Source organism: Kitasatospora sp. NPDC087314 (assembly GCF_044744365.1).
GTDB lineage: Bacteria > Actinomycetota > Actinomycetes > Streptomycetales > Streptomycetaceae > Kitasatospora.
Genome location: NZ_JBIUYE010000010.1, coordinates 121,669 through 143,846, shown reverse-complemented (window position 1 = coordinate 143,846; position 22,178 = coordinate 121,669). Strand labels below are relative to the sequence as shown.

The window sequence follows — 22,178 nt, the reverse complement described above, 5'->3', positions numbered from 1 at the left end:
CCCCGAGATCCCTCGGCCAGCTTCAACCAGCATATGCTCCGCTTCTGCGGCACGCCAAGATCACGACCCGCTACAAAGTCGAGCTGTCTGCGAGAGCTCTTATTCGTGAGCAGGCTGGCTAAGGGTAGTCGGGCCATGGCGCAGGGCGATGGCGCCGGTGAGTTGCTGTTGGACGGTGAATGATCCACTCGACCACCTACTGAAGTTGAATGCGTGATGTCGGTGTCGGCTGGGGGCGGTCATTCAGATTTAGGCCGGCCTGGATGAGGCAGCCGTCGATCACGTGTGGGCGGTGCTGGATCTTCCTGAGGCGGGTCCGGACGGCCCTGGCCAGGTGGCCGACGCCGGCGGCCGCGATGTTGCCGATTCCCCGTTCGACCAGAGCCCAGACACCCTCTTGCCGGGTTCAGGCCGGGTGCGTAAGGCCGGTACGGCTCTGATCTCGCTGACCTTCACCGACCCCCGCCCCGTGGTGGAGGACACCCGCATCTGACCCGCCACTGCCGACGCAGCACGCTCTGCGCCTATCGCGGCGGCGAAACATGAGCCACCCAAGGCTTCATTCGGCTACAAAGTACCTCTTTACGGCATGGAACCCGCAGGCGCCGGATTTCCCCGCGACGACTTCGACGTCGATTCCAAGGCCGGCTCCGTGCTCGATCACGGCGTTCTTGAAGCCGGTGTCGACCCGGCTCTTGGAGATGCCGTCGGGTACGTCCTCTCGGCCCGGTTTAGGAGGCGGATTCCCAGGGCGTTCTCGGACGGGCTCGTGGCGGTGGCGGTGGCGGCGAGGATGCCGCGCTTGCGGTCGATGTTGATCAGCGGCGGGGTCAACTCGGACGACACCGTGCTCACAGGCTCGTTGTGATCATGCATGTGATGCCAATGAGTCGGGGCGCGATGAGCTCTGAAGTACCCCGGTGCGTGCCGCCCTCGTCTCGAGGCGGCACGCACCGGCCAATTGCCCGTTGTGCTGCCGCCAGGAAATAGTTAAGGTGCGTTACCAGGTTGCCGTGGTCCACCCATGGTTGCTCCACCATGCAGGGCTCCCCCGTCCGTTCACCGGGTGTGCCGTGCGCCTCAAGGCGATGCTTCCGCTTCCTCCACGCGGGAGACGCCTGCGTGCCCCGTTGCCCGCCGCGTCCCGCCAGGCAGCGAGTCCGGGGCACCAGCAACAGTTCTGACACCCGTTACAACCGGGGCGGAGCCCGCACCCCCATGCGTCCGCCCGAGGAAGGGTCCCCGTGGAAGACTGTGAACACCCGGACCGAGCTGGCGTCCGGGTTCGAAGGCTCGTGAATGTGCGACTCGACACCGCGCTGGCGGCGGTGCCCGCCTCGACCGATCCGGCTGCGGCCACCGACACCGGCCCGGACGGGTGGGTGCTGAGCACCACCGACACCGCCACCGACGACCTGCGCGCCTTCGTGGGCGGCGGCCTACTTCACCGCCTGGGCGCCCGCAGTCGGGGAGGGGTTCGGCAGCTCGCCGACACCCCTGGTCGGAGCCGGCCGGGTTCCGCGCCGTCGGCGGCCTGAAGTTCCCGATGGAGTCGGGTGACAACGCGCACGCGGAGTGCCGGAGCTACGCCGGGCGGCAGGCCGAGTGGGCCGACATCACCCTGATGCGGTGCCCCTGGGCCTGCGCGATGCAGGCCGGACCGGGCGCATCGCGGCGTCGCTACGCCACCCAACTCCCCACCGCCACCCGGCTGTGAGCGCCTCTCGCACCGACTGTGCCTACCCGGACCCCGGCCGGCCCGATCGCCGGAGCGGTCGGCGCTCGCTATCCGGACGTGCCCGGCAGTGTCAGTGCCGACGGAACGCTGGTCCGGCTGTACGACTGCAACGGGACCGCTGCGCAGAGTTGGACCGTGTCAGGTGGCCGGACGAGGCGCTCCCTCAGCAAGTCCCTTGACGTAAGCGATAGTTCACATGCCTGCGCCACTGCGGTCCAGCTCCGCACCTGCCACGGCACGCCGGTGCGGCAGGGGACTCGGGTAGGAGGCCCGGGACTGCCGGGGAGCTACCGGTCGGCAGTGGACGGCTCCGACCGTGCGGTGACCGACTGTGCGCCGCTCCGTGGGAGCTTCGCCCCGGGCCCACCCCCACCATGCCCTCGTGCGACCGCCTCGGTGCCCGCACGCCGACCGGCCGAACGAGTACCCAGGAGAACTGGAACCCAGAAAGGAAGACATGAAGCGATCAACCAAACCGACGGTGGCATGGGCCGCTGTCCTGACCACGATCGGGCTGGTCCTGCCCGTCGGCTCGCCCGGTGCCGCGCACGCGGCGGATCCCAGCGGGCCGGTGGTGGACGGCAACGCCCGGTTCACCGTGGAGTCGCCCACGCTGATCCGGCTGGAGTACGCGGGCGACGGCGTGTTCCAGGACCGGCCGACCTTCAACGCGGTCAACCGGGCCATGCCCGCCACCAAGTTCGAAACCCGGGTCTCCGGCGGCTACCGGATCATCGAGACCGGGGCGCTGACGCTCCGCTACCGCCAGGACTCCGGCCCGTTCAACTCGGCCAACCTGAGTCTGAACCTCGACGACAGCGCCACCACCGTCCACCCCGCCTTCCCCAGGACCTGTGACTTTGGTGCCGGTTGCGAGGCCGAGGGGCTGACCCTGCACGGCGACGCCACCATCTCCGGCAATCCCGCATCCAAATCCGACCTGGCTCCCTTCAACTCCGCCGGCTTCACCGGCAAGGGGTATGTCGGCGGCTTCCACCGCAAGGGCGCCTCGATCAACTGGGACGTGGCGAGCGTCCCGAGCGCCGGCCGGTACGCCGTGCAGTTCCGCTACGCCAACGCCAAGGGCAAGGACGAGCAGACCACGGACCGCACCGTGACCCTGACGGCCAACGGCGATCGGACCCAGGTGAGCCTGCCGCCCACCGGGGACTGGGACACCTGGGCGCTCTCCAGCACCACCGTCACCCTGCCCAAGGGCACCTCGGCCCTGTCGCTCTCCTGCCAGGCGGAGTCGTGTCAGAGCAACATCGACTCGATCGCCGTCACCTCGCTCGACGCGCCGTATCCGACTCCCGCCAAGTCCGCCAACCTCGGCGGCTACCGCAACTCCCTGGACAATCTGTCCGGCCCCGCGCCGATGGCCGACGGGATCCTGTCGCGCGACGGCTGGTATGTGCTGGACGACACCGACACCGGCCTGATGAACTCCGACGGTACGGTCACCCCGCGCCCGGACCATGGTGGACAGCCCTACCAGGACGGCTACCTGTTCGGCTACGGCACGGACTACAAGCAGGCGTTGAAGGACTTCCGCCACCTGACGGGGCCCGCGCCGCTGCTGCCCCGCTCGGCCTTCGGGGTGTGGTACAGCCGCTGGTCCGAGTACAGCTTGACGGGCTATCAGAAGGATCTGCTCCCGGCCTTCCGGGAGAACCACGTCCCGCTCGACCAGCTGGTCACCGACACCGACTGGAAGTCGCCGAGCAAGTGGGCCGGGTGGGAGTTCAACCCCGAGCTGTTCCCCGATCCCAAGGCGCTGTTCGACTGGGAGAAGTCGGAGGGGCTGGCGCCGGTGCTGAACGTCCACTCCGCGATCGGCACGGGAGACGCCAAGTACCCGGCCGACCCGCAGCTCGAGGCCACGCTGGCCACCGCCGGTGGCGCCCTGGCCAAGGATGTGCGCTGCGGGGGCCCCGACGAGTCGGCCTGCAAGGTGTTCAACCTGCGTGACCCCAAGCAGGAGAAGGCCTACTTCGACCTGCACAGGGTCATCGAGAAGAACTACGGTCGGCCGCTGTGGTGGTTGGACAGTTCCGACGGCGAGACCGGCACGCCTGATGCCGATGTCTCCCCGGACACCTACAACTCCTCCCGCTACCAGGTGCACGGCAACGCGCTCGGCCAGCGCGCCTACACCTTCGCCCGGATCGGCAGCACCGGTGCCTACTACGGGGACTTCGCCCCCGGCGTCTCGCGAGCCTGGGCGGAGCACCGGTACGTGATGCACCAGACCATGGACATCGACCCCACCTGGGCGATGCTCGCCTTCGAAGCCGAGTACACCGCAGTCGAGAGCGCCGGAATCGGCCTCCCGTACGTCAGTCACGACATCGGCGGGTACGGCAAGGACTCCGCGAACGCCGACAATGGCTGGGACGACCCCGACCTGTACGCGCGTTCGGTGCAACTGGGCACGTTCCAGCCGATCGACCGGCTGCACTCGGACCACGGGCACCGGCTGCCGTGGGAGTACCGCGACGACGCCCCGGACAAGTACAGGTCGCCGGCGGCGGCGGACTCGGCGGCGAAGTTCCTGCGGCTGCGGGAGCAACTGGTGCCGTACACCTACACCCTGGCGCACCAGGCGACCACCGACGGGCTGCCGATGGCGCGGGCGCTCTACCTGAACTGGCCGAAGATGGAGGAGTCCTACACCCACCCGACGGAGTACACCTACGGTGACGACGTGCTGGTGGCCCCGGTCACCACGCCGGGGACCGGGACGGTGACCAGTGATGTGTGGTTCCCGCCGGGGACGTGGACGGACTACTTCACCGGCAAGTCGTACACCGGGCCGGGTGTCCACGAGGTGCAGACGACGCTGGACACCATGCCGGTGTTCCTGCGCGACGGGGGCATCATGACCACGCGGACCGACTACGTGGACAACGCCGGCGCGAGCCCGCTGACCCGGGTGACCGTGGACGTGGCGACCGGCGACAACGGCCGGTCGAGCCTGTACGAGGACGACGGGATCACCCAGACCACCCCGGCCAACCCGGCGCCGTCGGCCACCACCCGGATCGGCTACCGCGATGCCGGGCACACCCTGACCATCGACCCGATGGCCGGCGGCTACGACGGCGCGGTGGAGAACCGGACCTGGACCGTGAAGTTCCACCAGGTGGCAGCCGAACCGGCCCAGGTCAGCGTCAACGGGGCCGCCCCGGCCTCGACGTCCTACGACGCTGCCCACCAGGTGCTCACGGTGACCACGGGCTCGCTGCCCACCTCGGCCGGGACCACGGTCTCGTACGGCTAGGGCACGGGTGATCGGATCACCGGGGTCGCCGGCGACCGCTGCGTGGACATGCTGCCGTGGACGCTCCGCGCGTTGAGCAGACCGGGCCCGGAGGGCGGCTGAGCGAGCCACCCTCCGGGCCTCGGGCGTGGCGCACGACCGAGGATGCGCCCGGTGGTTGTCCAATCCCTTGACATTGGTCGGATGTATATCCAGCATCAGGCCCAAGTATCGCCGCATCATGGCGAGTTCGTGCCATCAACATCCGATGACTGGCTCAATGTCCAAGGAGTACCCCACGCATGACTCCTCCACTCCTGCGGTCAGTGGCCGCCGCCACGACGGCGGCCCTGCTCGCCGCCTCCGGCATCCTCGCCGGCACCGCGGCAGCGGCCACGGTCCAGACCGTGCTCTACGCCTCCCCGTCCGGCTCGGGCAGCGCCTGCACCCTGGCCGCCCCCTGCGACCTGACGTCCGCTCGTGACCTGGTCCGCACGCTCGCCCCGGGCATGACCGGCGACATCACCGTGCAACTGCGCGGTGGTACCTACCGGTTGGCCGCGCCCTTCCAGCTCGGCCCGCAGGATTCCGGCACCGGCGGCCACACCGTCGTCTACCAGGCCTACCCGGGTGAGCGGCCGGTGCTCAGCGGCGGCCGACAGGTCACCGGGTTCACCCAGGTCGACGCGGACAAGAACATCTGGAAGGCGCCCGCCCCGGCCGGAGCCCAGGGCCTGCAGCTGTACGTCGACGGCCAGCGCGCGGACCGCACCCGCTCCGCGCTCAACCCCGCCGGATTCACCAAGTCCTCCGCCGGGTTCACCACCGCCGACCCCTCGTACACCGCCTGGCGCAACCCTTCCGACGTGCAGATCGTCGGCCAGCCCAACTGGAAGCACCTGCGCTGCCCGCTGTCCGGCATCACCGCGGCGAACGGTGGATCCAGCCTGAACGCCGCCCAGCCGTGCTGGGCGAACACCAAGACGTCGCCCGCGCCCGGGTTCCCCTTCAACGGCAACGGCGACCCCTCCTTCGATTCGATCAGCTGGCTCGAGAACGCCTACGAACTCCTCGCCGCGCCCGGCCAGTTCTACCTGGACCGCACCGGGGCGGTGGACGGCAGCGGGACCCCGCAGGTCTACTACATCCCCCGCGCCGGGGAGGACCTCGCCACCGCCGACGTCGAACTGCCCACGCTGGAAACCCTGGTGAACGCCTCCGGGACTCCCGGCCACCTGGCGCCCGTCAACGACGACGACGCGAACGCCGGGTACACGGGCTCGTGGACCGCCTCCAGGAAGCGCGGGTACGGCGACCTCGGTGACGACGTGCACGCCACCTCCACCAACGGCGACTCGGTCTCCTACACCTTCACCGGCACCGGCCTCGACGTGCTCGGCGAGACCAACAGCGACGAAGGCGGCCTGGACGTCTACGTCGACGGTGTGCGCACCGCTTCGACCTCCGCGTACAGTTCCACCCGGCTCGCGCAGCAGGTGATCGCCTCGGTCACCGGCCTGGCCAAGGGCCCGCACACGGTGAAGCTGGTGAAGACCGGCGGCACCTACCTGACCGTGGACGCCTTCACGGTCGTGCCCGACGTCGTCGCGCCGGTCCACGACCTCGCCTTCCAGGGCATCACCTTCTCGTACGCCACCTGGCTGCAGCCCGCCGGCCCGGACGGCTACGCGGACAACCAGGCCGGCGTCCTGTGGGCGGGCAGCTCGACCCAGGTGGCGCGCACCCCGGGCGCGGTCCAGGTCCACCGCGGGCAGCGGATCTCGATCACCGGCGGCGAGATCAGCCATGTCGGCGGCAACGCCGTGGATCTGGCCGACGGCACCCAGGACTCCAGCATCACGGGCAACCGCATCCAGGACACCTCCGGCGCGGGAGTGTGGGTCGGTGAGGTCGACGACTACCACCTCAACGACACCGCGCTGATGACCTCCGGTGACACCGTCTCGAACAACGCGATCCTGAACATCGGCCGGGAGTACGCCGACGCGGTCGGCATCATGGTCGGCAACTCCCGCGCCGTCACCCTCGCCCACAACGAGATCGCCCACACCCCGTACTCCGGCATCTCGATCGGCTGGGGCTGGGGCTGGGCCACCCAAGGCGTCGCCCAGCACGGCACCATCTACTCCGGTGGCAACCAGATCCTGGCCAACTACGTCCACGACACCATGCGCGTCCTCGAGGACGGCGGCGCCGTCTACACCCTCGGCGGCCAGGGCACCGGCAACGGTGGCGCCACCTCCGTGCTGGCCGGCAACGTCCTCGCCGTCTCCAGCGCCAACAACGGCGAGGCCCAGGGCCTCTACCACGACGAGGGCAGCTCCCACTGGAACACCTACAACAACGTGGTCAGCCAGATCGCCGCCAACTGGACCCACGAGTGGACCTGGACGATCCACGACATCACCATCCACGACAACTACACCGACACCGCCCGCTACACGAACAACGGCACCAACGTGACGGTCACCGACAACACCGTGGTCACCAACGGCTCCTGGCCGCAGGCCGCCAAGGACATCGCCGCCCGGGCCGGCCTGGAGCCCGCCTACAAGTCCCTGATGCCACCGGCCGCCGACCTGCTCAACGACGGCGACTACGGCGGCCTGATGGCACCGGCCACCATCGCCTACACTGGTAGCTGGAGCGTCAACAGCCAGCGCTCCTTCGGTGACCTGGGCTCCGACGTCCACTCCACCCAGACCAACGGCGACACGGCCACCATCACGTTCACCGGGACCGGCCTCCGCGTCCTCGGGGAACTCTCCTCCGACCAGGGCACGTTGGCCGTCACCCTGGACGGCGCCCCGGCCGGCACCGTCGACACCTCCACCTCCGGCGCCCGTCAGGCCCAGGTCGCCGTGTACCGGACCGCGGACCTGCCCTACGGCAAACACACCCTCACCCTGACCAAGACCAGCGGCAGCGTCGCCACCATCGACGGCTTCCAGCTGGACCACTCCGTCAACGACACCGACCCGTCGCTCGTCTACTCCGGCAGCTGGTCCTACCTCACCGGCCGCGGCTACGGCGACTTCAACGACGACGTCCACTCCACGACCACCGACGGCGACTCGGTCACCGCCACCTTCAACGGCACCGGCGCCGACGTGGTCACCGAGACCAACAGCGACCAGGGCACCATGGCCGTCTACGTCGACGGCCGGCCGCGCGGCACCGTCGATGCCAACACCCCCACCCGCCAAGCCCAGCAGCGGGTCTACACGATCGACGGATTGCCCTACGGGGTGCACACCCTGAAACTGGTCAAGACCAGCGGCAGCTACCTGCTGGTCGACCGCCTCACCTACCGGTAACGGAGCGCGCGACGGCTGTGCTGCCGCGGCCTGCGGCGGCACAGCCGTGCCCTCCCTGTCCTCGGACGGACGTCGGGCCGGTACCGTCATCGACGGCTTCCCCGCCACCGGCGAACTCCTCGCCCGTCCGGCCCCGCTCCAGTACGACCGCATCAACCTCCTCGGCCGATGTCCGGCCGCTCTCAGACGGTGTCGATCGGCGCCGGGCTCTCGGGGAGCTGCCAGCTGCCGCCGCGGTCCACCGTCGAAAGGCGCGCGGCGATTTCGGGAACGTGCAGGAAGCAGGCCAGCGCGGTGGCGGCCTGGAAGGCGTCGATCGCACGCCGGGTCATCGGCATGCCCAGGCGTAGCAGACGCGGATTCACCTCGCCCTGGATCTCGTCGACGAAGGGCCGCAGCACGCTGTCGTAGTTCGCCAGTGCGGTCGGCAGGTCGCCCGGGTGCCGGTTGATCTCGCCGGCCAGCACGTAGGCGCCCACCAGGCCGCCGGAGATGCCCATGCCGCTGTAAGGGGAGGCGCAGTGGGCGGCGTCGCCGGCCAGGACCACGCGGCCCTCGGACCAGGTGTCGGTCCGGACCTGGACGATCTCCTGGGAGTAGAAGAAGGGGCTGGTCCGCATGCCGTCGATGAAGCGCTCGGTCTGCCAGCCCGCGTTGCGGAACCTGCTCGCCCAGAACTTCTGCTGGCGCTCGACGGGTTCCCGGTGGATCGTCGAGGCTTCCTCGGATTCCTCCCGCATCACGAAGTACACCTGCGTCTCGGTCGGGTTGTGGCTGCGGCGCATGATCTGACGGCCACCCGGGGCCAGGTAGGTGTCCCGGATGTTGCCGTCGGACGCGATGCGCGGGATGAACCAGTAGGCCATGTGGATGCCGACCCGCCAGTACGGATCGCAGCCCGCAGGGAGGATCGCCCGCCGGATGCGCGATCCCTGCCCGTCCGCGCCGACCAGGAGGTCGAACTCGCCGGAGGACCCGTCGGAGAAGTGCGCGACGACCTGGTGTTCGTCCTGCTCGAAGCCGTCCACGCTCACGCCGAAGACGTACTCGGTGCCGTCCTTCGACGCGTCGTGCAGGATGCGTACCAGGTCACCGCGCATGATCTCGTACTCGGAGGTGAGGGTCTGCCGGCCCTTGCCGGAGGTGTTGGCCATGATCGTCGCCTTGGTCCTGCCGCGCGCGTCGACGAAGGCGACACCCGGCTCGTCCACCAGCTTGCCGCGGACGGAGTCGAGAAGCCCCATCCGTTCGACGGCCTCGATGCCCTGTCCCCGGAGGTCGACCTGAGCCCCGGTGGCCCGCAGCACCGGAAAGCGTTCGACGACGGTCACCCGGTGGCCGCCGCGCGTGAGCCAGAAGGCCAGCGCCTGGCCCGCTATCCCGCCGCCGGCGACGAGGACCCGCAGGGGGCGTGCTCCCGATCGGTCGGCCATGCCCATCACCCCAAGAATCTATCAGTGAATGATTCCTCTCCAGAGTCATCTATCAGTGATAGATTTGTCAACGTGACCAAGGTGAACCGTGAGATCGTCGTCTCCGAAGCGCTCGAACTGCTCGACGAGGTCGGGCTGGACGCGGTCAGTACGCGGCGGTTGGCGAAGCGGCTGGGCGTCGAACAGCCCTCGCTCTACTGGTACTTCCGCACCAAGAAGGACCTCATCGCCGCCATGGCGGAGGCGGCGATGGCACCGCATACCGCCGCCCCGCTGCCGACGCCCGACGACGACTGGCGCGACTGGTTCCTGGACAACGCGCGAAGCTTCCGGCGCACCCTGCTGCTGCGCCGGGACGGCGCACGCCTCCACGCGGGCAGCACCCCTGTCAACGACCTCGACCGGATCCGCCGCAAGATGGACTTCCTGGTCACCTCCGGAGTGCCCGAGCGGGACGCGCAGATGGCGATGCTGGCCGCCGGCCGCTTCACGGTCGGCAGCGTCCTGGAGGAACAGGCGGACGCCGGCTCAGGTGACGGCTCGGAGCCACCGGCGGACCTGCCCGCGATCGACTACGAGTCGGCGTTCGAGGCCGGCCTGACCCTCATCCTGGACGGCCTGGTGCACCGCACCGCGGCGGGAGCCGCCTCCCCGTCGGCACACTCGCCGGTCGGCCGGTAGCCTCCGGCACCGGTCACCGCCGAGCGGAATGCCTTCCTCGCTGGTCGAGCTCGTGGCCCTGGCTGGGCGGATCACCGGCATCGGCGGCGGAGGGGGCCGCGACCCGGCGCGTCCCACCGCCGACCGGGAGGAGCCTCGGCCGTCGGCGTGCCGCAAGGTCCTCGATCCAGCCGAACAGCAGCACGGCCGCCAAGGTCCAGAGGAGCGTGCCCAGCAGGAGGACGGCATCGCTGACCGGGGCGGTGTCCAGCCCGACCTCTGCGAGCAGCAGGCCGGCGAAGAAGATGCCGGGGTTGTGCCAGAGGTAGATCGTGACCGCCCGGGCGTTGAGTAGGGAGATCAGCCGGTCCAGCACCGGAATCCGGCTCGGCGAGGACATCTTCGGCTGCCACCGCAGCAACAGCAGCACGAAGGCGAACGACCAGTAGGTGTTGGCCATGGGATCCGCGGTGAGATCGAAATTCGATTCCGCCCGATTGATCCAGGCCAGCCAGCCGCCGACCACGAAGGCGGCCAGGGCGACCGGTACCACCAACCGCCACTTGAGCCGGCGCAGGGTGCCGTCGTGGTGGGCGAAACCGAGCAGCCAGCAGGCCAGGTAGGTGCAGAGATCGGTGATCGGCCCGGTGATCTCGTCGCTCATCCCGTACGAATTCAGGCTGAACACGTACACCAGCAAGAACGGCAGGGCGAGCATGACCACCGGGAGGCGGCGGAACAGCGGAAGCAGCACCGGCGACAGCAGTACGAACCACAGGTAGGTGCTGATGTACCACAGGACTCCGACGAATTCCTGGCCCCAGTCGCTGGCCGGTGGGGAATTCAGCGGAAGAATCCAGAGCAGCATTCTGGGGTCGGTCGGCGCCGTCTGGTCGTCGGCCGTCCAGCCGTGGATCAGCATGACCGAGACGGCCACCGCACCGAGCACCCAGATCGACGGCAGCAGACGGCGGAGACGGCGGCCGACCGTCACCAGCCCGGACTTGTCCATCGACGCGGCCATCAGGGAGCCGGCGAGGGCGAACATGATGCCCATCGACGGAAAGACGATCGTGAGCCAACCCAAATTCAATGCGTGATAAACAATCACCCGCACAATGGCCAGTGCACGAATCGTATCGATGTAGCGGTCCCGAATTGCTGTCACGGGGTGGTCTTCTCCGATCCGGTGGGAGACGTGGTGGGGCGGGGAAGGCCCTCGTCGTCGGCAGTGCCAGGGACCACTGTAGACATGGTTTCCACCCGCGCCGAAGAAACGGCTTTCGCCGATGCGTGGTGCCGGGTGGCCTCATCAAAACCTCAGGATTGTCCTGAAAGAATCCCCGTCGGCAGCCGCACATTCGATCCGACCGGAGTGGAAGGGAAACCGCCGTGCTCTCCGAGCCCCCGACGCCTGCGGAGTCGACCACCGGCGTCGCCCGGTCGCGTGAGGAATCCGAACCCGCGCCGAGCCCTCGCCGGCGGCACCGCCTGGTCCTGGTGCTCGATGTCGTCGTGGGTGCTGTCGTGGTCGCCACGGCCACCGCCCTCATGCTCGCGCATCAGAGCAGTCAGAACACGGAGACTCCAGCGGTCGGCCCGTCCGGCACCTGGATCGTCGGGCTCGCCGAGATCCCCCGCACGACGGACCTGAAGGAACGGGACCGGCAAGTCGCCGACCTCCAGCAGCGAGTCCCCGGCGCCTCGCTCATCGACAGCGACACCTGGGCGTCCCTGCCCCCGGATGCCTGGGTCGTCCGTGCGCCCGGGGAGTTCGCCGACGGCTTCGAGGCCCTCGCCCACTGCGGCGAGCTCGGCTCCGACGAGTGCACCGCCCGCTACCTCAGCCACGACGAGGACGACCAGGGCTACTTGTGCGAGGCCGCGCCCACACCCGACCCTGACGCCTGTCGCCAACCCGGTGACCGGACGGAGCCCTCACCCCGTTGAGCCGGTGTCAGGCGGTCTCGGAATCCCGGCCGTGACGGTACTCGCCACGGCCGGTCTGGTGACCGTGGGGTCGCCCGACCCAAGCCGACCCGATCGCGCCCGACACCCCGATCCGTCAACGGTCGTGGAGTCCGCCAGGAGATCGGCTTCGTGACTTCCATCGTGCGTGGCCGGCGTGCGCGGGCCCCGGCCGGTGGTCGGGGGAGGAGCGACCGGTCGGGGCCCGCGGGTCAGGGATGGGTCAGGAGGGGGTGCCGGCGGGTTCGGCGGCCTTCTGCTCGGTCAGGTACTGCTCGTGGATCTCTTTGGGGCCGAAGGGCCACACCTTCTCGATGCGGGACCAGACCAGGTAGACGGCGCCACCGAGGACGACCCAGCCGATGGACCACTCGATGGGGTGGATGCCGGGGTTGGCCTTGTCGGCGTATCCGTAGATCGCCAGCCAGCCGATGCCGGCGATGACGCTCGGCAGGGGATAGAGCAGCATCTTGTACGGGCGGGCCAGGTTCGGTTGCCGCTTGCGCAGTACGGTGACGGCGGCGATCTGGGCGAGGGCCTGGATGATCACCATGACCGTGGTCAGCAGGGTGATCAGGATGGTCAGGGGCGGGTGGTCGGCGGAGGTCCCGATATGGCGGGCGAGGAGGTAGCCGGCGGTGGTGATGACGCCCATGGCGAGCAGGCCGGCGGTGGGGAAGTTGTGCTTGGGGTGGAGCTTGGCGAAGGAGCGGAAGAAGAGGCGGTCGCGGGCGGCGTCGTAGGGGACGCGGGAACCGCCGAGCAGGCCGGTGAAGACCGAGGCGAAGGCGGTGATGAGGATGAGGACGGTGATGATGTTGGCGGGGGTCTTGCCCAGGGTCTGTTCGAGGACGAGGGAGACGACCGACTGGGAGGCTTGGCTGTTGGGGTCGAGCATGTCCTTCCAGGGCACGACGCCGAGGACGCCGATCTGCAGCAGCAGGTAGATGAACATGACGCCGAGGACGGAGTAGACGATGGAGCGGGGGAGGACGCGGCCGGGGTCCTTGACTTCGGCGCCCATGTAGGCGGCGGTGTTGTACCCGAGGTAGTCGTAGATGCCGATGGTCAGGCCTGAGGCGAATCCGAGCCAGAATGTGCCGCTGGTGAGCTGGATGGCGTGCTCGGGCCAGGTGAAGGCCAACGACGAGTCGAAGTGGGTGAAGGAGGCGAGGATCACGGCGGTGACGGAGATGATCATCACGGCCCACATGACGACCGTGACCTTGCCGACGTTCTCGACCTTGCGCCACAGCAGGAGGAGCACGAGCGCGACGACGCCGACACCGACGAGGTCCCCTTGGCCGGTGCTCATGTCGGGCCACAGGTAGCCGAGGTACTGGACCAACCCCTGGACGCCGGTCGACATGATCAGCGGGATGAAGAGCATCGCCGTCCAGACGAACAGGAACGGCATCAGGCGCCCGGTGCGGTATTGGAACGCTTCGCGGAGATAGACGTAGGTACCGCCGGAGCCCGGGAGCGAGGCACCCAGCTCGGCCCAGACGAGGCCGTCGACCAAGGCCAGGAGTGCGCCGGCGATCCAGCCGATGATGGCCTGGGGGCCACCGAAGGCGGCGACCATGAGGGGGATGGTCACGAATGGACCGCAACCGACCATCTGGCTCATGTTGATGGCGGTGGCTTGGAACAGGCCGACCCGCCTGACGAGACCGGGGCCTTGCTGGGTGGTCAAAGGGTGCCTCCTGGGGGCTAGAGGTGGCGATGTGGGAAAAGTAAAATTCCTTAACAGGATCGGGGTCAAGAGCGGAGCGGGTCACGGATCGGGTTCACTTCGGACGCCGGCTCTCGGAGGTCGAGCCGACTGCTCGCTCTGGCGGGTGGCGCCGGCAAGGCGAGGGGCCGTGGCGTGGGGACCTTGGGTCCGGCGCGGCGATCCGCTGCGCGAACGGCGTCGGTGGCAGGAGGGGTGTGGTGCCACCTTGCAGTGACGGGCCTCTTCGGCGGATCGGTCGTGCCTCGGCGTTCTCGTGCGGCACTACCGCCCGCGCGATTCAGATGTGCCCGGACTTCGCGGAGCCGGGCGGCCGGCTTTCTCGAAACCGGTATACGGCGGACCCTAGCGCGAGTCCGCCGGACTGGCCATGTCCAGGGTGTCGGCCTTCGAACGACCGTACTCCGCCGGCCGACCCCCACGGAACCATCAAGCGCCGCGTGGCACCGTGATCGGACGTGCCGGCGCGGAGCGCAGTGGCCGGGTGGGTCTGGTGCAGCTCGCGCAAAACTGCTCATTGATGCGTGAGGATGATTGAACTAAGGTGCTGCCGAGCAGCTTCAACCATGAGTGGAGAGCGCCCAGTCCTGGACCGCCACGCGGACCGCCACTACTCCTCGAGCGGTTCCTGGGCGCGCTGCCACTTCTCGAACACCAGCTCCCGCGTGATCTCCACCCCCATGGCCACCGCGCCGTGCAGCACGGCACCGTCGCCGAGCTCCGAGGCCGCCAGGTTCAGCCGCAGCGGTGTGATGCGCGGCAGGGCCGCGCGGATCAGCGGGATCAGCAGGTCCGCACTGCTGCCGATACCGCCGCCGAGGACCACGAGCTCCGGGTCGATGACCGCAGCCACCGAGGCGATGCCGTGGGCGAGACGTTGCGCCTCCTCCGCGACGACGGTGCGGGCGAGTTCGTCGCCCGCCCGGGCCGCGTCGAACACCTGCTTCGCGGTGGTGACGTCCAGCAGGCCCTTGGCGTGGGCCATGGCGACCACGGCGCCACCGGCGGCGGACTCCTCCAGGAGGGCGTGACGGTTCCCGCCGACCAAACCCTCTCCCGTCGCGCTGCAGCACGGCAGGTAGCCGAGTTCGCCGGCGGCGCCGTGGGCGCCGGGGAAGAGCTTCCCGTCGACCACGATGCCGCCGCCCAGGCCGGCGCCGACCAAGAGGTACATGAACAGCCGCCGCCCCTGCCCGACGCCCCCCGCATACTCGCCGAGAGCCGCGAGGTTGGCGTCGTTCACCAGGGTCAGGCCGGTGCCCAGTTCCGTCTGCAGGCGGTTGACGATGCCCGGCATTCCCCAGCCCGGGAGGCCCACCGCGTACCGGACCGCATCGTTCTCGTCGACGGCGCCGGGCCCGCCGATGACCGTGTGGAGGACGTTCTCCGGAAGCACGTCCGCCTCGGCGGTGACCCTGTGAGCCAGTGCGATCACCTTGGACACGGCGCCGTGGGCGTCGCCGGAGTCGTTCGGCTCGTCGTGACGGGCCAGGATCCGTCCGTTCAGGTCGGTCAGCGCCACGCGGACCCATCTGCGGCCGACGTGCACGCCCAACCCGTGCCCGGCGCTCGGGTCGGCCTCGTAGAGCACCGGCGAGCGGCCGCGGCCGGGCACGACGACCTTCCCCAGCTCGCGGACCAGGCCGGCGGACTGCAGGCGGCTCAGCGCGGTGGAGACGGTCGGCTTGGACAGCCCGGTGATCCGGGCGAGTTCGGCCCGTGAGGTGGCACCGTCGGTGCGGAGCCGATCGAGGAGGAGCCGCTCGTTGTTGGTTCGCAAGACGCTGCGGTTCCATGCGGCTTCCACGGTGGTCGGCGCTTCCTTTCGGCCGGGCGTTCGGGTGCGGAGGGTTTCGCGTGCCACCTGAGCCTATATCGTCGCGAGGGGCACTGACCGTCTGATGCGCCAGGGCATCGCGTGGTCGGTCAGAGCCCCGCTCACGACATGGAGAACGGACCGTGACAGTGGAGTCACGGTCCGCGGGATTCTCGGAGGCGTCGCATGGGGGGCGTCGCGGCACCGGGGTGGAGGGCGGCTGCGCCGGCGGTCTCACCGCCCCCCTGAGGGGTCGGCCGCGGCCTCAATGGCGCCCTGCAGAAGGCGGGCGGAAGTGAAGCTCGGCCACAGGCAGTTCCATCGGCGTCGGGCCGTACAGCGTGGACCCGGAACGGCGATGTGCCAGCCGGTGGAGAGGACCAGGTGGCGGGAGCCGGCCGAGGCGCAGCTGCCGGGGGCGACGAGCCACAGGTGGGAGCCGTCGACGAGGTCCTCGATGAAGCTGGTTTCGTGTCCTTCGAGGGCGGCGCGCACGGATCGGGCCAGTGGCTGAGGGACCTTCACGGCGTCGAAGTCGACACCGAGGGCTACCAGCCGGAGACCGTACGGATCTTCCGGGAGCCAGGGTTGGACCGTGGCCGGGGGCGGATCCCTCCGAAGCGCCGGTGAGCTGAGGAACATGTGCGTCCTCCACATCGGGCCGGCGTGGTGCCGCCCGTGGATGGATTGCCTCCGAGTGGGCTGGGGTGAACGGCCGTGGCGGGATGTCGACGGCCGCATGGCGGGCCACTGGGAGGAGGGGTTCATTTCGTGACCGCGACACTTGTCGCCCGGAACTCGGGCCGACGGTGTCGCGCGCCTTGGTAAAGGAGGGTTTTCGTAAAAGAGATTTCTAATAATGTGCACCGGCCAGTGGGTCTGTCAAGAGTTCGTCAAGGCGCTCAGCAAATGCTCCCGGGCTGGACGGGCCCGACACCTGCCCGTCGTGACCGGCCCGGGCATCCGGGCCGGTCACGACGGTGGAGCGGGGCAGCGGGTTCCGCGGTCAGGAGGTGGGCTTGGCCACGACGTTGCCGGTGGGGGTGTTCCAGCCGGAGATGCGCAGGTGGGGGGTGGCGCCGTTGAGGTCGGAGGTGCGGACGGTGGCGGTCAGGGTGGTGGATTCGCCGGGCCAGAGGCTGACCTGGTTGTCGGACCAGGTCACCGGCAGCACGGGCTTGTTCTGGTCGTCGACGAGGTGGACGTCGGTGAGCAGGGCGGGGGTGTTGCCGGTGCCGGTGTTGGTGAGCGTGACGGTGACCTTGGTGGTGTCGCCCGTGCTCGCGCTGGTGGCCGTGGCGGAGACCTGGGCCTTGGCCAGCTGGTTCAGGCCGTCCAGCGACCCGTAGGACGTGGTGGGGGTGTTCGGCCAGTTGGAGTCGCCGAGGACGTCCGGCTTGGTGGACAGCCAGTAGACGTTGCGGCTGACCTCCTTGCCGGCGGAGTCGGTGAGGGTCAGCTTGGCGAGGTAGGTGGTGTCCAGGTTCGGGACGTTCTCGGGGACGGTGAGGGCGACGGCCTTGCCGCCGTCGCCGGCAACGGTGAGCCCTTCGGCGTCCTGGTGGAACCGCTGGGTGCCGTCGGTGTTGTAGAGGTCGACGTGGGCGGTCAGCCCCTGGGCGGCGTCGGTGCGCCGGTTGACCACGACGACGGAGCGGTCGTCGTAGGAGTACTGGATGTGGACGTCCTCGTTGGCCTTCTGGGCCCCGAAGTACGCGCCGCCCTGGTCGGAGTAGCGGTCGAAGAGCTGCCAGTGGAGGGACGTCCACGGGGAGTTGAGCAGGAAGTAGATCTGGCCGGTGGAGGGGTGGTCGGCGTCGGTGAAGTTGCGGCCGTACGCCTCGAACTGGGCCCGCACCGCCTCGTACTGGGCGAGCTGGGCCTTCCGGACGTAGTCGTCGAGGCCGGTGAGCTTGCCGTAGCGCGCGGACAGTGCCGTGCTGAAGTCCTTCAGGGTCGCGAAGGCCGTGTCCGGAGACCGGTGGTACAGCACCGCCGAGGGGTCCGTCCACATGGTCTCGAGTTCGCCGGGCGTCATCATCCGTCGGAGGGTGTCCATGGTGGGGATGCTCGCACCGGCGCTCGTCTCGGAGTTGAAGCCCTCGGCACCTCCGTCCTTCTTGAAGTACCAGTACACCGGCGGCACCCACTCGTAGGGGCCGCTCATCTTCATGCCGCTCTGGTAGTCGAGGACGCTGCTCCGGTCGATGTCGCTGAGGACCGGAAGCGTCCAGTCCGCCGCGTTCAGGGCCTTCTTGTAGTCCGACGCCGACGCCTCCGTCGGGGCCTTGTCACTGCCGATGAGGAACGAGATCACGCTGGGGTTGTTGCGCAGCCGGGCCGCCACGGCGGCCATCGAGGCGCGGTTGATCTCGTGCTCGTGCGCGGTGTAGGGGCCGGAGTCCCGGTCCTGCCACTTGTTGCAGCACTCCCAGCCCGGCAGCAGGAGCATGCCCGCCTTGTCGGCCATCTCGTAGTACTCGTCCGGCTCCAGGTGCCCTTCCAGCCGGATCGCGTTGATGCCCATGTTGCGGGCGTAGGCGAACCGGGCGGACACCTCCTGCGCGTTCCAGCGCCAGAGCAGGTCGGTCGAGTCGTTGGCACCCCTGATCAGGAGGGGGTGGCCGTTGATGACGTACGCGCGCGCGCCGTCCTGGTTCAGGGGGGCCTGGACGTCCCGGATGCCGAAGCTCTTGTGCGCGGTGTCCGTGACGGCGCCGTCGGTCCTCGCCGTCAGCTGGAGGTCGTACAGCGCCTGGTCGCCCATGCCGGCCGGCCACCAGATCCGCGGGTCGGCGATCGTGAGCTGCGGGGTGTCATCAGGGGTGAACACGACCGGCTTGGATTCGCCGGGGGCGAGCGTGACGTCCTTGCCGAACGTCAGGTGGCCGATGCTGCCGGTGACGGTGGAGGTGACGGTGCGGTCGGAGTCGTTGCGCGCCGTGGCCTTGACGGTGAGCCGGGCGGAGCTGAGGGAGGGCACGTCCACCGACGTGATCACATGGGTGTCGGTCAGGGACACCGCGCCGGCGCGCCGGACGCTGATGTCGTAGACCAGGCCCATGTTGTTGTCCGGCGGGGCGGGGTTCCAGTCGATCCAGCCGGAGGTGAAGTCCTTCTTGGGATCGTTGGGCTTGATCCGGAAGGCGACGGCATTGAGCCCCTGGCGGACGTACGCCGTGATGTCGAGGTCGTGGGCGGTGTACATGCCCGCGACCTGCTCCTGGGTGGCGACCCGGGTGCCGTTGACGTACACGTCGGCGGCGGAAACGACACCGGTGACGTCCAGGTAGGTCCTGGCGTCGGTGTCGTTGACGGTGAACTCGGAGCGGTACCACCAGGGCACCTGGAACTGGTCCTTCGGAACCGTCTTCATGTTCTCGGAGTAGAACGGGTCCGGGTAGGTACCGTCGGCCACGAGCGCGGCGAACACCGTGGACCGGGCGCCCGCCGCGTGCCAGCCGACCGACTGGTATCCGGGGCTGGAGACGGCCTCCGCGCTGTCCGCCACCTGGGCCGAGGACTGGATGGCGAAGCCCTTCAGGGCGGTGGCCGAGCCGTTCGCGTCGGTGACGGTGGTGGTCGCGACCGCGGGCACGGCCGGGGCGGCCGCCCGTGCGCGTTCGGGCATCCCTCCCACGGCCGCCGCGGCGACCATGACTCCCGCGACGAGCACGGCGCTGCCGCGTCTCGTGAGTGCACCGGTCAAGGACATTGGAACCTCCTGGGATGTCAGATGGGGGGCAGACTTCGTGGCTCCAACCGGACTGACGGGTCGGATGGCGGCACCGGTGCGGTCGTACTGGTGGTGACCGGTGCTCCGGACCCGGTCCGGGTGTCGGTGGCCGGCCGGGGGTGGTGATCGGCCGGGCTGGTACGGAGGCGTCGTGGGTGGGACGCCGTTCTGGTGTGCCGGTCAGGGATGCGCGGGGAGCCGGGCGGCACGTTGCCGGGTCGACCCGGTGGCCACCAGAGGCCGCACGGTGGCGGGGTCGTACTCGTCGAGCTCGCCGATGGCGGGTCAGGACACGACGAGGCCGTGGTTGTTGCCACCGGCGACTCGGACCTCAGGACGCGTCGGGGTCGTCGTCGAGGTCGGGGTGGGTTTCCCGTGTGCGGAGGTCGTCCAGTGCGAGGACGATCGCGCCGTGGAGGGAGGCGTCCCGGCGGAACCGGGCGACCTTCAGCTCGGTGGGGAAGGGCAGGGCGTCGGCCAGCAGGCGTTCGAGTTCGGGGAGGATCGTGTCGGCGGCGGACATCATTCCTCCGCCGAGGACGATGCGGGCGGGGTCGACGAGCGAGGCCATGTTGGCGAGTGCCATCGCGAGCAGGGTGAGCCTCTGGTGGGCCAGCGCGCGAGCGGCGGGGTGGGTGCTGCGGAAGAGGTCGCCGCCGGTGGCGGTATCGCCGAGGAGTTCCTTGGCACGTTCGGCCAGCTGTCTGCCGCCGAGGAGTTCTTCGAGGGGGGCGCGGCCGGTGGCGACGGCGTTCAGGGGTGCGTTGCCGGGGTTGACGTAGGCGATCTCGCCTGCCGCCTGGTTGGCGCCGTACACGATGTGTCCGCCGACGGCGAGCGCGGCGGCGAGGCCGGTGCCGAGGTTGATGTAGAGGCCGGGGTCGGCGTTGCGTAGTTCGCCGAGGCGAAGCTCGGCGAGTGCGCCGGCCCGGACGTCGTTGGCGACGGGGACGGTCGGGACACCGAACTCCTCGGCGAGGCGTGCGGAGAGGGCGAGTTCTTCCCAGCCGGGCAGGTTGGGGGTGAGCAGGATGCGGTGGGACTGGATGATGCCCGGTGCGACGGCGGCGTGGGCGGTGACCGGTGCGTTGAAGCGGGTCTCGGATTCGAGGGCCAGTTGCCGGACGGCCTGGGCAGCGCGTACGAGGGCTTGGTCGGGTCCTTGCTCGGCGAGTGTCGCCAGCCGCTTGCGGACGAGGATCGTCCCGTTTGGGTCGGCGAGGGCGAGTTCGGTCTTGGTGCCACCGAAGTCGACGCCGATGACCGTGTGAGCCAGTCGGGTGTCGGCTGTCCCGGGTGCCGGGCTGTGGTGGATGTGGGGGTGCAACGGCGTCTCTGTCAGCATCCGAGGGGGTTCTCTCGTGCGAGGCTCCGGTCGGCTGCAGGCAGGCTGACCGGACCCGCTGTCCGGGGGCAGGATGGGGCGCCGAGGGTTCAGCTCGGCCTAATAAGTTAAATTCCTTTATTCCATCCGGTCAAGACCTGGCGCGGGCCGAGTGATGCCTGCATGATGATGTTCATAGCTGCTCTGAAGCGTCAAGAAATGCGCATGTATGAGCAGTCCTCCTTGACCGCGCCTATGGAGGCCGTCATGAGTCATGTCCAGCAGGAGATCGTCAGCCAGCCCGAGCACTGGCGCACGGCACTGGAGGCGAACACCGCCCACTTGCCGCTGGTAGGAGAGCGGGTGGCGGTGATCGGCTGCGGCACGTCGCTCTACATCGCCCAGGCCTATGCGGCACTGCGTGAGTCGGCCGGGCTCGGCGAGACCGATGCCTTCGCGGCCTCCGAGTACCCCGCCGCACGCCACTACGACCGGGTGGTCGCGATCACCCGCTCCGGCACGACGACCGAGGTGCTCGCCGCCCTCGGCCGCGCCGAGGGCCCGGCCACCGTCGCGATCACCGGGGACGTCGCCACCCCGATCAGCACGGCCGCGCAGTCCGTGGTGGACCTGGGGTTCGCCGACGAGAAGTCGGTGGTGCAGACCCGGTTCGCCACGACCGTGCTCGCTCTGCTCCGCGGCCACCTCTGGCTGGCCCCCGCCGATCTGCCCGCCGATGGCGAGCGGGCGCTGGCCGAGCCGCTGCCGGAGGGTGCCACCGACGCGACCCAGTTCACCTTCCTCGGTGTCGGCTGGACCGTCGGGCTCGCCCACGAGGCAGCGCTCAAGCTCCGTGAGGCATCGGGAAGTTGGACCGAGTCCTACCCCGCGATGGAGTACCGGCACGGTCCGATCAGCGTCACCGGTCCGGACAGCCTGGTGTGGTTCTTCGGTCGGCCCCCGGCCGGGCTCGTGGACCAGGTGCGCCTCACCGGCGCCCGGGTGTCGGTCAGCACCCTGGACCCGATGGCCGACCTGATCCGGGCCCAACGCCTCGCCGTCGAACTGGCCGGGCTGCGCGGTCTCGACCCCGACCAGCCGCGCAACCTCACCCGCTCGATCGTGCTGGAGCAGACGTGACCGAGCCGACCGGCGGTCGAGCCGCGGT

The 22,178-nt window shown here is 69.4% G+C and carries 14 protein-coding genes and 2 pseudogenes; 9 read left to right on the top strand and 7 right to left on the bottom strand.

Features of this window, described 5'->3' with window-relative positions; translation table 11 throughout:
• Positions 1-292 precede the first annotated feature (292 nt).
• Positions 293-493, top strand: a complete 201-nt coding sequence (locus tag ACIO5E_RS22580) for a hypothetical protein (RefSeq protein WP_400670592.1) — start codon at positions 293-295, stop codon at positions 491-493.
• 69 nt (positions 494-562) lie between these two features.
• Here the strand turns inward: ACIO5E_RS22580 and ACIO5E_RS22575 are convergent.
• Positions 563-807 (bottom strand): annotated as a pseudogene (locus ACIO5E_RS22575) (IS5/IS1182 family transposase); the annotation flags it as partial.
• A 494-nt stretch (positions 808-1,301) separates the two neighbouring features.
• On the opposite strand from ACIO5E_RS22575, the gene ACIO5E_RS22570 reads away from it, so the two are divergent.
• From ACIO5E_RS22570 to ACIO5E_RS22550, 5 genes and pseudogenes are all read left to right on the top strand, one after another.
• Positions 1,302-1,538, top strand: coding sequence for a hypothetical protein (locus ACIO5E_RS22570; RefSeq protein WP_400670590.1), 237 nt, complete (start codon positions 1,302-1,304; stop codon positions 1,536-1,538).
• 8 nt (positions 1,539-1,546) lie between these two features.
• Positions 1,547-1,717 (top strand): hypothetical protein, encoded by a 171-nt coding sequence (locus ACIO5E_RS22565; RefSeq protein ID WP_400670587.1) that lies wholly within the window; start codon positions 1,547-1,549, stop codon positions 1,715-1,717.
• Between the two features lie 18 nt (positions 1,718-1,735).
• Positions 1,736-1,969 (top strand): annotated as a pseudogene (locus ACIO5E_RS22560) (ricin-type beta-trefoil lectin domain protein); the annotation flags it as partial.
• Between the two features lie 226 nt (positions 1,970-2,195).
• Complete coding sequence (locus ACIO5E_RS22555; protein WP_400670584.1) at positions 2,196-5,021, top strand: TIM-barrel domain-containing protein; 2,826 nt, start codon at positions 2,196-2,198, stop codon at positions 5,019-5,021.
• A 281-nt stretch (positions 5,022-5,302) separates the two neighbouring features.
• Positions 5,303-8,338, top strand: coding sequence for a hypothetical protein (locus ACIO5E_RS22550; RefSeq protein WP_400670582.1), 3,036 nt, complete (start codon positions 5,303-5,305; stop codon positions 8,336-8,338).
• A gap of 182 nt (positions 8,339-8,520) precedes the next feature.
• Here the strand turns inward: ACIO5E_RS22550 and ACIO5E_RS22545 are convergent, their stop codons facing one another.
• Positions 8,521-9,771, bottom strand: coding sequence for an FAD-dependent monooxygenase (locus tag ACIO5E_RS22545; RefSeq protein ID WP_400670579.1), 1,251 nt, complete (start codon positions 9,769-9,771; stop codon positions 8,521-8,523).
• A gap of 72 nt (positions 9,772-9,843) precedes the next feature.
• Between ACIO5E_RS22545 and ACIO5E_RS22540 the strand changes: the two genes are divergently transcribed.
• A complete protein-coding gene (locus ACIO5E_RS22540) occupies positions 9,844-10,452 on the top strand; it encodes a TetR/AcrR family transcriptional regulator C-terminal domain-containing protein (protein WP_400670578.1) in 609 nt (202 codons plus the stop codon).
• Positions 10,453-10,465: 13 nt separating this feature from the next.
• Here ACIO5E_RS22540 and ACIO5E_RS22535 read toward each other — a convergent pair whose 3' ends face one another.
• Positions 10,466-11,599, bottom strand: a complete 1,134-nt coding sequence (locus ACIO5E_RS22535; protein ID WP_400670576.1) for an acyltransferase — start codon at positions 11,597-11,599, stop codon at positions 10,466-10,468.
• 224 nt (positions 11,600-11,823) lie between these two features.
• Here ACIO5E_RS22535 and ACIO5E_RS22530 point away from each other — a divergent pair, with 224 nt between their 5' ends.
• Entirely contained in the window at positions 11,824-12,381 is a 558-nt protein-coding gene (locus tag ACIO5E_RS22530; protein WP_400670574.1) for a hypothetical protein, read from the top strand.
• 241 nt (positions 12,382-12,622) lie between these two features.
• Here the strand turns inward: ACIO5E_RS22530 and ACIO5E_RS22525 are convergent, their stop codons facing one another.
• From ACIO5E_RS22525 to ACIO5E_RS22510, 4 genes are all read right to left on the bottom strand, one after another.
• The gene (locus ACIO5E_RS22525; RefSeq protein WP_400670572.1) at positions 12,623-14,095 is read right to left on the bottom strand and encodes an APC family permease; all 1,473 of its coding nucleotides are present in this window, start codon (positions 14,093-14,095) and stop codon (positions 12,623-12,625) included.
• Positions 14,096-14,744: 649 nt separating this feature from the next.
• Positions 14,745-15,914, bottom strand: a complete 1,170-nt coding sequence (locus ACIO5E_RS22520; protein WP_400670569.1) for an ROK family protein — start codon at positions 15,912-15,914, stop codon at positions 14,745-14,747.
• 1,042 nt (positions 15,915-16,956) lie between these two features.
• Positions 16,957-19,665 carry a glycosyl hydrolase 2 galactose-binding domain-containing protein gene (locus ACIO5E_RS22515; RefSeq protein ID WP_400670567.1) on the bottom strand — a complete coding sequence of 903 codons (2,709 nt, stop codon included), beginning with the start codon at positions 19,663-19,665 and terminating at the stop codon, positions 16,957-16,959.
• 352 nt (positions 19,666-20,017) lie between these two features.
• The gene (locus ACIO5E_RS22510) at positions 20,018-21,031 is read right to left on the bottom strand and encodes an ROK family protein (RefSeq protein ID WP_400670565.1); all 1,014 of its coding nucleotides are present in this window, start codon (positions 21,029-21,031) and stop codon (positions 20,018-20,020) included.
• 246 nt (positions 21,032-21,277) lie between these two features.
• On the opposite strand from ACIO5E_RS22510, the gene ACIO5E_RS22505 reads away from it, so the two are divergent.
• The gene (locus ACIO5E_RS22505) at positions 21,278-22,150 is read left to right on the top strand and encodes an SIS domain-containing protein (protein ID WP_400670563.1); all 873 of its coding nucleotides are present in this window, start codon (positions 21,278-21,280) and stop codon (positions 22,148-22,150) included.
• Positions 22,151-22,178 lie beyond the last annotated feature (28 nt).